Genomic DNA, 11,119 nt, shown 5'->3' with positions numbered 1-11,119 from the left:
ATGCGGCGGAAGATACCTAAACCCTCGGGGCCGAGCACCTGCGCGAAGCTATAGAAAGCCAGACCAGAACCAGTAAGCAAAAGCAGGACAAAGCTGATGGCGTGGGACCAGTGCCCCAGCCTTTCTGCCAAGTTAAACCGTTCCACCCTATCCTTGCGGTTGGTCATGATGTTCGCCTCCTCCCCGGTTGGCAGCGCCAATGATGAGGCTAGCCACCACTGCCGCCGCCGCCGCGCCCATGACTACTTTGCCTCCGGGACGAACGATGTTCATCCACCAAGAAACAGCGCTGGGTGTGCGGGCTTGGGCCGGCAAGAACTTGGCATCCATATCCTGGGGCGGCACATAATAGAATGAGGTTCCATTTATGGCCACCGCCTTATGGGACTGGATGTACTTCTTGATGTCACTGGCTGGATCGTCAAGATCGCCAAAAACCCTGGCCTTACCGGTACAGATGGCCACACAGGCCGGAACCTGGCCTGCCTCCACCCGGTGCAGGCAGAAGGTGCATTTTTCCACTGTCCCTAGCCGGTGCTTGGCATACCCCTGTTCTTCGTAAGGAGCCAGGTGACCTGGGAAAGCAGTCTCGTCCTTGCCATTGAACTGGCGAGCTCCATAAGGACATGCCGCCTGGCAGTAGCGACAGCCAATGCACCGCTCATAATCGACGGTTACAATGCCGTTGGCATGCTTGGTGCTGGCGCCAGTCGGGCAGACCCGCACGCAGGGAGGATCTTGACAATGCATGCACTGGGTGGGAATAAAGGCCAGGCGGGCTTGGGGGTATTCACCCCACTCCACCGTATCCACCCGGTTCCAGGAAACCCGGGGGCGAGTCCCGTTTTCCACTTTGCAGATGACGCTGCAAGCATAGCAGCCCCCACACTTGTTGAGGTCGATGACCATGCCATAACGGGGCAAAGCTCTTCCCTCCTGCATTAATTTTCTGTTATTGCAAGTTCAATTTTACGATCATGTGAAAGTAAGAACAATGAACTGAACAGTTCAATTGCGTGAAGTTCAGCCTAGGCTAAATGGTCTAGCCAGAATCTAGTCAGGAAGACTAGCTAAGCTGATAAGAGAGTGAATAGTTCTTACTGGTTTGAGGTTAAGAGCTGGCGCCTGCGGGTGAGGCCTAGCTTGCGATAGATGTTGATCAGGTGATTATGAACTGTGTTTTCGGAGATGAGAAGCCGGTCGGCAATTTGGCGATTGGTCAGCCCCTCCCGGGCCAAGGCCAGGACTTCTTTTTCGCGAGGAGTAAGGCATTCTATGCTGGTAGCAGCTTGAGGGCCCCTGGCCTGATTGATAAGCTTAGCAGCTAGCTGCAGGAACTGCTTGGTAGCGCTGGGGCTGATGAAACCCTTGCCGCTCGATACTGCCCTTATAGCAGCCGCCAGGTCATCTAGCCCGGCATCCTTGACCAGGAAACCGTCCACCCCCGCCTGTACCGCTGCGGTTAGGATCTCCTCATCATCATAGGCGGTGATAGCAATAACCCGAGTGCGGGGGCTGGTTTCCCGGATTTTCTCCACCGCCGCTAAACCATTGTCTTCACCCATGCGCACGTCCAGGAGCACCACATCGGGAAAGGTTTTGGCCACCAAGCTGGCCAGCTCCCGGCAGCTGCTGGCTTCCCCTACCGCCTCCACCCCTGGAATAGTCTCCAGGGCCGCATACAGACCCTGGCGGTAAATAGGGTGATCGTCCGCTAGCGCGACTCGGATTCCAGCCATATAACCCCGCTCCCCATGGTTCCTACTCTGGGCACCACTACTCGTACCCGCGTCCCCTGTCCCGGCCGAGAGGTAATCTCCAAGAAACCGCCCAGAATTTCCGCCCTCTCCCTCATGGCGGCGATGCCCACCTGCTTACCTCCCGAGCCCATTCTTGGCTCCAGGAGATCAGGATCAAAACCCACGCCATCATCCTCAATCGAGATAGCCAAATGGCCGCACCCCGAATCTACCCGCACCGCTACCTGGGTAGCCCGAGCATGTTTCTTGACGTTTAGGAGCGCCTCCTGGACCACCCGAAACAGCATTATCTGAACGCTGGCATGGATCCCTTCTAGGGCATCGGGCAAGTCAAGGCGAATAGTCAGCCCGGTTTCCGCCGCCAGCTTTTCGGTGTAAGCGCGGATGGCAGAAAGCAACCCGCCGCCGGCAAAAGGAGCTCGGGCCTCTTCGATCATCCGGCGAACGCTGGCATGGCAGCCTGCGAGCTCCTGGTAGATGTCATCCAGCGCCCTAGCCAGCTCTGGATCGCTATCCCGGCGCGAGCGCCGTAGTCCATCAATTTTTAGGATGAGGTTCCCAAGGGATTGGGCGGGCCCGTCGTGGAGCTCGGCGCCCCAGCGTTTGCATTCCCTTTCCAAGGCCTGAGTAGCATCGATCCGCAACTTCTTGCCCGGGCAAGGACAGCGTTCCGGGCTGACCGGACAAACCGTCCTGCCATTGGCTTTGGGGCAAGCGCTTCCCAAAGTTGGGCTTGGCCTTTGGCTAGACGTCCTTCTCCGGCTAGTCGAACCCGCCATGGCAGTCGCCACACCTTTCCTTCTTGGCTGGGCCTTATGCGATTTTACTGGCCTTCCGGCCATAAGGATCTGCAGCTGGGACAATAACTATCTTCGGCTCGGCCGACGAAATCCCGGCCGCACAGGGCGCATTGCCGACGAAATCCTTTGAACAAGACTTTTTCCTCCCCGCTCAAGAATTCCACCAGCCGGGCTGGACCCACGCGACTGAGGGCGCCGGTGAAGCATACCGCTCGGCAGAGGCCACAATCGATGCAGTAGGCGGGTTTAAACCGGACCTCCAGCCCGGCATCCCGCGCCGGGCTGCCAGGAGCAACCGGGTTAATCCCCGCCTGGCTAATCATCTCCGCGCTCTCAACCATAGCTTCGGTAGCTACGGCCCGGGATGCGCCTGGCTCCGCATACAGGCGCAGGGCCCCGGTGGGGCAAACCCGGACGCAAATGGAACAACCCGTACAAGCAGGGCTTACTTCCAGGTTGGCGCTGGCGGCCACAGCCGCCAGCGCCACGTCGGCCTGATCTATGCCTAAAGCTTTCTCGCCCTCCTCCGCGTTATCAGCGCCATGAAACCCGGCCGCCTGCCTCAAGTTTACCCGGTTCGGGTCCAGAGCCCCCAACCCCCAAAGGGCCACCTGGCGCGGCAGCGGCACTTCAGGATCCCTAAATACCGGGTCGGTGGTTTCTTCCGGCAATACCGCCTCCAGGGCTGTAGTAACCGCCTGCCGGCTAAAGAGCCTAAAGAAATCCCGCCGGGACATCTCCCCCACCCGAGCCGGTTTTTCTTCTTGCTTCAAGCCCCTGGCCCCAACCTGGGACTGAATGGGGGCTATCAGCTCGTCTGGAGCAGCCCAGCGCGCCGGCAGGCTCTCACCCCAGTAGGAAAGAAGGCGGGAAAGCTGGCGGTATCGTTCCTTTAGAATGGATGCCAGATCCCGCCCGCCGGAAATGGGGCACCCGCCGCAATCGCCGCCATAAATCTCCAGCTCCTTTGCCCCCAAACGCCAAGCATAAGCCAAAAAGGAAGTGGTCATCAAAGTAAGGCAGGGAATGATCAAAACCTCAGGCAAGCCGGGAAGATTCTCTATCTTTTCCCTCCGCCGACTAGGATAAGACACTCGACTGCCGGCAGCCTTCACTGCCCCCTGGCAAGCCACCGCCAGCCGTTGGTATTGGGTGACGAAGCTCTTGATGGCACTATAAACATCGGACCATCCATAACCTTGGAGTTCTAAAGCCCCGGTGGGGCAGATGGAAGCGCAGGTACCACACGCCAGGCAGCGCCTGGGATCAACCTCGGGCGGGTGCAGCCGGCCGGGGCGATCGGGCTCGGTCTCGCCACCAGGAAAGCAAAGAGCCGCCTGGGGGCAAGATGAGGCGCAACTAGCGCATTGGGCCTGCCGGTGCCGGGATCGAAGGCACAGCTCCGGCTTAATGGTAACCGGACCCCGGCCCAATTTCTCCACCAGCAAGGTCCAATCGACCGCCATGGCGCCCTCCCCAAAAGTCTTTCATTCCATCCCCAACCGTGGCTCCCACGCTCCGCGACCTGCAAAGTCACCTGGAGTCCAAGTTGGGTCGGTCCACCTCTGTCTCCCTCGCCAGTTTTAATTTCGACACCGGCAGGCCAGTTACCTGCCAGGACGGCTGGTTTTTACCGATGCCGGCGGCGCAATTCCTCAGCAATATGCTCGAGAGGAATCTGGTGATAGGTAAGAAGCACCAAGAGGTGATAGAGGAGGTCGCTCACTTCATAGACAATCTCATCATGGCTCTGGTTTTTAGAGGCGATGATGACTTCGCTGGTCTCCTCGCCCACCTTTTTCAGGATCTTGTCCTGGCCGGAATTGAAGAGGTAGGCGGTGTAGGACCCCTCCGGCCGTTCTTTTTGGCGCTGGGCGATTACTTTCAGGAGAAGGTCAAACATGGAAGCCAGCTGGCCAGCCCCAGGGCTCAAGGCCGCTCCGGCAGAGCCACCGCCCTCGGCGTTACTTTCCCCCCGACCCAGAGCTACCAGACTAGTAGCGTCTTTAGTGCCGTCACTGTCACCTGGAGCGGCTGTCGCCAGGGGATGATGAAAGCAGGACCAATCTCCCTCGTGGCAAGCCGGCCCCCGGGGTTCCACCAAGGCCAAAAGGGCGTCGGCATCGCAATCGTAATAAAGGGCCTTGATGGCTTGAGTATGCCCTGAGGTTTCGCCTTTATGCCAAAGCCCGCGGCGGCTACGGCTATAAAACCAAGTTTCGCCGCTAACTAGCGATTTTTCCAAGGATTCCCGATTCATATAAGCCAGCATCAAAACTTCCCCGCTTTTGGCGTCCTGGACCACCACGGGAACCAGCTTTTGATCGTCAACGGTCAAGCCAAAGTTGACGTCATCGACGCTGGCCAGCTTCTTTAAAGCCACCCCAAAGTTCCTCCTCCTCCGACAAAACATATATTTCCAGCTGCGGCGCTGTTCCTCCGCTCCGTAATCGTGCGCGCCCAGCCCTCAATTCACCTATCCGTCTACCAAGCATCGCCCAGTCAGGTGCTAAGACCCCTTACTAAGTCCTAGTTGCTGCTGATTGAGTGCTGGATCGCTCCCGGACTAGCACCCCAGCCTCCCCTACGTGCTTTTTTCGTGCCTGGTTGTGCGGCCGGCCGCATGGGGCACAGCGGCTCGGCCCGCAACATGTCTACGATCCAAGGCTACAGCCGAACCTCCACGCCCCGCTGGGCCAGATACTCCTTGGCCTGGCGGATGGTATATTCGCCATAATGAAAAATGGATGCCGCTAAAACTGCATCAGCCTTGCCCTCAGTAAGTCCTTGGTACAGGTGCTCCAGGGTACCGGCCCCGCCCGAGGCAATCACCGGTATATTCACCGCCTCCGCCACCGCCCGGGTCAACTCCAGGTCGTAGCCATCCTTGGTGCCATCCCGGTCCATGCTGGTGAGGAGGATTTCCCCCGCCCCTAAGCTTTCCACTTGCTTAGCCCACTGGATGGCATCCCGCCCGGTGGGCTTCCGCCCCCCGTGGGTATATACCTCCCAGCGCCCCTGGCCTACTCGGCGCGCGTCGATGGCTACCACCACACATTGGCTGCCGAAGCGCAAAGCGGCATCCCGCACCAGGTCCGGATTTTGCACCGCTGCCGTATTCAGGGATACTTTGTCGGCTCCCGCCTTGAGCATGGCGCGGATGTCCTCGAGGCTCCGTAGACCCCCACCTACCGTGAAGGGGATAAATGCCACCTCGGCGGTTCGACGCATGACATCCTCCATGATACCTCGGCCCTCAGCCGAAGCAGTGATATCCAGAAACACCAGCTCATCAGCGCCTTCTCGATCGTAGAAGGCGGCCAGTTCTACCGGGTCCCCCGCATCCCTAAGGTTGATAAAATTAGTTCCTTTGACTACCCGCCCCTCTTTGACATCCAGACAAGGGATAATCCGTTTGGCCAACATGCTTAACTACCTCCTCGCCGAAGCGCCGCGCTACCTTCCGGGATCGGCAGCTGCCGCCAGCGCCTCCGCCAAGGTTATTGAACCATCGTAAAGGGCCCGGCCTAGGATTACCGCCTCCAATCCCAGAGGCTCCAGTTGCTTGGCTCGGCGTATATCCTCCACCGTGGCTACGCCTCCAGCCAAGATTAGCCTCAAACCGCTAGCCTCGGCCAGCTGGCGCAAAGCTTCCAAATTGGGGCCCCTGAGGGTACCATCGCGGCGGGTATCGGTAAATACCACCCGGCCCACCCCCAGGGATTTTACTTCCCGGGCCAAATCGGCCGCGGTCTTTTCCACCGTAGTCCCCCATCCCTCCACTGCCACCTTGCCCCGGCGGACGTCGATGCCGACCACCACCTTGTCTCCAAAGCGACCCACGCATTCCTCGATGACCGACGGCTCGGTTATGGCTACCGTTCCCAGGATCACCCGGGCCGCCCCCAGGTCCAGTATGCGCTGGGCTGCTTCCACGCTGCGGATGCCGCCGCCGACTTGCACCGGTATTTGCACCTCAGCGATGATTCGCTCCACAATGTCGGTATTCTGGGGGTTGCCGACGAAGGCCCCATCTAAATCCACCACGTGTAAAAACTGGGCTCCCTTGTCCCGCCAAACCGCTGCCACCTCCACCGGGTCTTCCGAAAATACCATCTCCTGGTCGGGAGAGCCCTGGTAGAGGCGGACGCACTTGCCGCCCCTGAGATCAACTGCGGGAATCACCAACATTAAAGACCAACTCCCCGAATTGTTTGAGCAATTTTAGCCCCTCGGTGCTGCTCTTTTCCGGGTGAAATTGGAATCCAAAAACCCGGCCCCGCCTAACCACCGAAGCAAACCTTACTCCGTATTCGGTCCAACCAGCCACGGTCGCCTCATCCTCCGGCACCGCATAATAAGAGTGGACAAAATAAAAACGGGCCTCACAATTGGTAGCCGAGAACAACTCTCCCGCGGCCGCGGTAGGCTCCACTGTGTTCCAGCCCATGTGGGGTATCTTTACCCCCCTTGGCAATTTCTTGACCGCGCCGGGAATAAGATCAAGCCCGGCGTGCCATCCGCCCTCCTCGCTGCCTGAAAGCAATAGCTGCATGCCCAGGCAGATGCCCAACACCGGCACCCCGGAAGCAGCCGCCTCCCGGATGGTTTCCACCAACCCCAGTCGGGCCAGGCTTTCCATAGCGTCGGGAAAGGCCCCTACTCCCGGCAGGATTATGCCTTGGGCCTTGGCAATTTCCTTAGCTGAGGCAGTGATCTGCGCCCGCCACCCGGCCCGCTCTAAGCCTTTCTGGGCGCTGCGGAGATTGCCCATGCCATAATCAACTATGACCAACCTAGGTTGGCCAGTTAAAGTTTCCCCAGCCCCGTCAGCCGCTCCCACTTCCATCTCCATAGTTCCTCGTCCACCTGCTCCTCCGCCAAACCATCCTTATCCAACCAGGCCAATGCAGGGCAGGCCGCCTAGAGCACTCCCTTGGTCGAGGGGATGCGGTCCGCTCCCGGCCCCACCTCTAGGGCCACCGCCTGGCGCAAGCACCGACCCAACCCCTTAAATATAGCTTCCGCTATATGGTGCGAATTCTTTCCCGCCAGTTGGCGGACATGCAAGGTTATCCCGCCTTGGTTGGTCAGGGCCCGCAGGAATTCCTCGATAAGTTCGGCATCCAGGTCGCCGATCCGCCCCGCCCCCAAGCTAACCTCAAAACTCAAGTAGGGGCGGGAAGAAAGGTCCAAAGCCAGGAGGATCAGGGCTTCATCCATGGGCAAAAGGCACCAGCCATATCTGGCTAGGCCCCGCTTGTCCCCCCAAGCCTTCCTCAAAGCTTGGCCGAGGCAAATCCCCAAGTCCTCCAGGCTATGATGAGCATCCACCTGGAGATCTCCGCTCATTTCTATTTCCAGGTCCACCCAAGCGTGGGCACAAAACAGCTCCAGCATGTGATCCATAAAGCCCACCCCGGTGCTTCCCCGAAAGGTTCCGTCCCCGTCCAGGCTCAGGCGAAGTCTCACCTGGGTCTCCTTGGTCTCCCTTTGCACCTCGGCCACTCGCGGCCCGCTCGCCGGTTCAGCCATTTTGGGCCCGGCCCTCCTTCACTCCTTCAAAAGATCACTTACTTCCAACCTGGGGTGCTGGTCCTCCGCTCTGTAATCCTACGCGGAGCCACCTAGCGCTCCGTCTCGGGCTCCGGCAGCCGCCAGAGCCTTCTTTAAAGCCTCCACCAGCTCCTGCACCTGGTGGTATTTGAGCCGGTAGCTCACCCGGTTGACAATTAGGCGTGCCGTAGATTCGTGAATGGTACGTATGGCAACTAAGTGATTGTCGCGCAAGGTCTTGCCGGTGGCCACTAAATCCACGATGCCTTGAGCCAAGCCCACCCGGGGCGCCAGTTCAATGTTGCCGTGCAGTTTAATAACCTCCGCCGGTATGCCCTGCTCCCGGAAAAAGGCCTGGGCCAGCCGGGGAAATTTGGTAGCCACCCGAAACTGCCCCCAGCGCTGGCAAAAACTAAGCAAATCTATTCGCTCCGGGCAAGCCAACTCCTCGCGCCCCAGGAAAGCAGCCGGCACTGCCAACACCAGTCGACAATAGCCAAACTGCAGGTCTACCAATTCATAAACGTTGGCGCTAGCCTCCAGCAAGGTATCCTTGCCCACCATACCAACATCGGCCGCCCCGTATTCCACCAAGGTAGGTACGTCGGTGGGGCGGCAAAAAATATATTTTTTGTTAGCCTCAGGAAATTCGTGTACCAGCGCCCGAGCATCGGGATCGATGCCTGCTCCCGGCCAGCCAATCTTGGCTAGCAAGGCCAAGCTCTCTTGGCCTAATTTCCCCTTCGGCAAAGCCAACGTCAACAAAGGGTTCACCTCCCGGTCCGGTCGCCCAGGAAGATCACCTGGTCGATGCCCCGGCGCCGGGCGTATTCCTGGGCTTCTTCGCTTCCCAGGCCGGCCAGGTCCACCTCTACCCGGAAGCCCTTTTGCCGGAGTCGCCGGGCGTAGGCTACCACCTGGCTCCAATCGCTCCCGGCCACCAGGTACTGGGGCGATCCGGCCTCAGCCGGTAATCCTGCCCTTTCCCGCCCCCCAGCCCGACCCTCTTCCTGGCGCAGCAAGGCCTGGATGATCAGGTCCAGATTGAGGGCAAAGCCGGTAGCCGGGCAGGGCTCACCAAACTGCGCCAGCAGGTGGTCATAGCGGCCCCCGCCTCCCAAAGGAATCCCCAGCCCGGGAACGTAGACTTCAAACACCAGACCCGTGTAATAATTAAAGTCGCGCAAGATACCCAGATCCAAGAAGAGGCGGGGAGACTTTCCATACGACTGCACCAGATCCCAAACCAGCTCCAAGCTCTCCAAAGCCGGGACAGCCTCGGTTCCCTCGGCCAGACTGCGTGCCTGCTCCAAGGTTTCCTTGCCCCCGTGCAGCTCCAGCAAAGCCGTCAACAGCCGCGCTTGGCTTTGGCCCTGGCCTTTTTGGGCAATGATCTGCTCCACTGCCACCAGATCTTTTCGCCCCAACGCCTCAAGCAAGTCTTCTTTTTCCTCGGCTGCCAGGGGCAACTTATCATAAAGGCTGCGCATTACCTCCACTTGCCCTAGGCCCACCTGGAAGTCACGCAGCCCTGCCGTTTCCAATATTTCTATGGCTAAGGCCAAGATCTCGGCATCAGCCGCCGCCCCGGCACCGCCGATGAGCTCGGCCCCGGTCTGAAAGAACTCCCGCGGCCTGCCCGACTGGGGCTGGGCATAGCGAAAAACCGGGCCAAAATAAAAAAGCCGAAGCGGCCTTTCCTGGCCCGCCAGCCGGGTCTGGCTCACCCGGGCCAAGGGAGTGGTAAGTTCTGGCCGCAGAGCCAGTATATATCCTTCCCGGTCCACAAATTTATAGATCTCTTTATCCTTGGACTGGGCTGCGCCTCGGAGGAGAGTATCATAGTACTCCAAGGTGGGAGTCAAAACCTCGCGGTAAGCCCAACGGCGAAAGGCCGCGCTCATGCGGTTTTCGATCTCCCGCTTGATTTCGGCTTCATCAAATAGCAGGTCCCTGGTCCCGGGTGGAGTCTCTAAGTGCAGGCGGCGCTGGGCCATGGCGGTTAGCTCGTTCCTTCCTTGTTCATCATCCGACCGCCAAGCGGTATTCTCGGACAATGCCTACTCGATTCTTAATTATAACGTAGTTATGTTATCATTTGTGCCCCATAGAGACAATAGTCACCCTTGGCGGGCCGGATGCCGATTCTTACGTATTGATTTCGGCTCTTTCGTGAATACTAAGCTCGATTTTCCGACCACCCTGGAGAGAATTACGGAGGTGGAAACGTGTTTAGCTCTAGGTTGGCAACCAAATTGGCAGCGGCCGCCTTGGTAGTGAGTTTGGCGGCCAGCTTAGGGAGTTGCGCTCCCGCCCGTCGGCCTTCGCCGCCCCCCAAAACTGCGCCCCCGGCTCCCGAAACCACACCTAAACAAACGGTTCCTGGCCCTGCCCAAAAGCCCTTGCCAACGACTCCAGCGGAAATGGACCGCTTGGTGAGCGCTTTGGCCACCGAAGCAACTAAGGTGCCGGGGGTAAAGCAAGCAACGGTGGTAATCTCCGGAACTACCGCCCTAGTGGGGTTAACCCTCAGTCCTAACGTTACCGGAACCCAGGCCACCAATGTCAAGCGCGACGTAGCCAACCGCATCCGCCGGGCCGAACCGCGCCTGACCGGGGTAAACGTTACCAGCAGCCCCGATCTGGTGAGCCGCATTCAAAAGGTGGCAGAGGGCATCAAGGCGGGAACGCCGCTGTCCAGCTTTGCCAAGGAGCTAGATGAGATCGGGCGGCGAATAGCGCCGACTCCCCCTGCGCCCCCACCGGCGCCGCCGGCCCCGGCCACTCCTGCTCCTAGCCGGTAAGCCCCAAGGCCACCGGCCCCAAGGGCGTGGCAAGATCAGGGCGGGACGCCTTGCTTGCGGCCAGTCGCTTAAACAGCCTATGGCACTAAAGGTATTGAAAAGGGAGACGAACTTACCAACAATGAGGACCATTGGTTGGAGGGGAGAGGCAGCGGCTGGTGCCGCGGCCGGGGGGCCGCGGCGGCAGCATCTCCTCCCT

General features: G+C 59.3%; 13 protein-coding genes. 1 reads left to right on the top strand and 12 read right to left on the bottom strand.

Annotation, left to right across the window (positions count from 1 at the left end; genetic code table 11):
* The 12 genes from H5U02_11025 to hisZ all read right to left on the bottom strand — a co-directional run.
* Positions 1-167 (bottom strand): formate dehydrogenase (locus tag H5U02_11025; protein MBC7342953.1); only part of this gene is annotated, 167 nt, incomplete at its 3' end.
* Positions 148-924 carry a 4Fe-4S dicluster domain-containing protein gene (locus tag H5U02_11020; GenBank protein ID MBC7342952.1) on the bottom strand — a complete coding sequence of 259 codons (777 nt, stop codon included), beginning with the start codon at positions 922-924 and terminating at the stop codon, positions 148-150. The genes H5U02_11020 and H5U02_11025, both read right to left, overlap by 20 nt.
* Positions 925-1,097: 173 nt before the next feature.
* Positions 1,098-1,739, bottom strand: coding sequence for a response regulator transcription factor (locus tag H5U02_11015; GenBank protein ID MBC7342951.1), 642 nt, complete (start codon positions 1,737-1,739; stop codon positions 1,098-1,100).
* Complete coding sequence (locus tag H5U02_11010) at positions 1,715-2,551, bottom strand: sensor histidine kinase (GenBank protein MBC7342950.1); 837 nt, start codon at positions 2,549-2,551, stop codon at positions 1,715-1,717. The genes H5U02_11015 and H5U02_11010 overlap by 25 nt, the downstream gene beginning before the upstream one ends.
* A 32-nt stretch (positions 2,552-2,583) precedes the next feature.
* Complete coding sequence (locus H5U02_11005; protein MBC7342949.1) at positions 2,584-4,026, bottom strand: 4Fe-4S dicluster domain-containing protein; 1,443 nt, start codon at positions 4,024-4,026, stop codon at positions 2,584-2,586.
* A gap of 164 nt (positions 4,027-4,190) precedes the next feature.
* Positions 4,191-4,973, bottom strand: coding sequence for a bifunctional phosphoribosyl-AMP cyclohydrolase/phosphoribosyl-ATP diphosphatase HisIE (locus H5U02_11000; GenBank protein MBC7342948.1), 783 nt, complete (start codon positions 4,971-4,973; stop codon positions 4,191-4,193).
* Between the two features lie 254 nt (positions 4,974-5,227).
* Entirely contained in the window at positions 5,228-5,986 is a 759-nt protein-coding gene (hisF, locus tag H5U02_10995; protein ID MBC7342947.1) for an imidazole glycerol phosphate synthase subunit HisF, read from the bottom strand.
* 30 nt (positions 5,987-6,016) lie between these two features.
* Positions 6,017-6,751, bottom strand: a complete 735-nt coding sequence (gene hisA / locus H5U02_10990) for a 1-(5-phosphoribosyl)-5-[(5-phosphoribosylamino)methylideneamino]imidazole-4-carboxamide isomerase (protein ID MBC7342946.1) — start codon at positions 6,749-6,751, stop codon at positions 6,017-6,019.
* Positions 6,729-7,409 carry an imidazole glycerol phosphate synthase subunit HisH gene (gene hisH / locus H5U02_10985; GenBank protein ID MBC7342945.1) on the bottom strand — a complete coding sequence of 227 codons (681 nt, stop codon included), beginning with the start codon at positions 7,407-7,409 and terminating at the stop codon, positions 6,729-6,731. Before hisH ends, hisA begins: the two co-directional genes overlap by 23 nt.
* 74 nt (positions 7,410-7,483) lie before the next feature.
* Entirely contained in the window at positions 7,484-8,095 is a 612-nt protein-coding gene (gene hisB / locus H5U02_10980) for an imidazoleglycerol-phosphate dehydratase HisB (protein ID MBC7342944.1), read from the bottom strand.
* A gap of 78 nt (positions 8,096-8,173) precedes the next feature.
* On the bottom strand, positions 8,174-8,890 hold the full coding sequence (locus tag H5U02_10975; protein MBC7342943.1) for an ATP phosphoribosyltransferase: 717 nt from the start codon (positions 8,888-8,890) through the stop codon (positions 8,174-8,176).
* A complete protein-coding gene (hisZ, locus tag H5U02_10970) occupies positions 8,887-10,173 on the bottom strand; it encodes an ATP phosphoribosyltransferase regulatory subunit (GenBank protein ID MBC7342942.1) in 1,287 nt (428 codons plus the stop codon). The genes H5U02_10975 and hisZ overlap by 4 nt, the downstream gene beginning before the upstream one ends.
* Positions 10,174-10,371: 198 nt before the next feature.
* Here hisZ and H5U02_10965 point away from each other — a divergent pair, with 198 nt between their 5' ends.
* Positions 10,372-10,920, top strand: coding sequence for a YhcN/YlaJ family sporulation lipoprotein (locus tag H5U02_10965; GenBank protein ID MBC7342941.1), 549 nt, complete (start codon positions 10,372-10,374; stop codon positions 10,918-10,920).
* Positions 10,921-11,119 lie beyond the last annotated feature (199 nt).

The organism is Clostridia bacterium (genome assembly GCA_014360065.1).
Taxonomy (GTDB): Bacteria; Bacillota; DSM-521; order Neomoorellales; family JACIYF01; genus JACIYF01.
The sequence above is the reverse complement of the archived record's forward strand: the minus strand, read 5'-3'. Positions and strand labels throughout refer to the sequence as shown.

What these genes read in the sequence shown, in the direction of transcription:
- hisA (MBC7342946.1), bottom strand. Translation starts at nt 6,751, where the DNA reads ATGTTGGTGATTCCCGCAGTTGATCTCAGGGGCGGCAAGTGCGTCCGC.
- H5U02_11015 (MBC7342951.1), bottom strand. Translation starts at nt 1,739, where the DNA reads ATGGCTGGAATCCGAGTCGCGCTAGCGGACGATCACCCTATTTACCGC.
- hisH (MBC7342945.1), bottom strand. Translation starts at nt 7,409, where the DNA reads ATGGAAGTGGGAGCGGCTGACGGGGCTGGGGAAACTTTAACTGGCCAA.
- H5U02_11005 (MBC7342949.1), bottom strand. Translation starts at nt 4,026, where the DNA reads ATGGCGGTCGATTGGACCTTGCTGGTGGAGAAATTGGGCCGGGGTCCG.
- H5U02_11000 (MBC7342948.1), bottom strand. Translation starts at nt 4,973, where the DNA reads ATGTTTTGTCGGAGGAGGAGGAACTTTGGGGTGGCTTTAAAGAAGCTG.
- hisB (MBC7342944.1), bottom strand. Translation starts at nt 8,095, where the DNA reads ATGGCTGAACCGGCGAGCGGGCCGCGAGTGGCCGAGGTGCAAAGGGAG.
- hisF (MBC7342947.1), bottom strand. Translation starts at nt 5,986, where the DNA reads ATGTTGGCCAAACGGATTATCCCTTGTCTGGATGTCAAAGAGGGGCGG.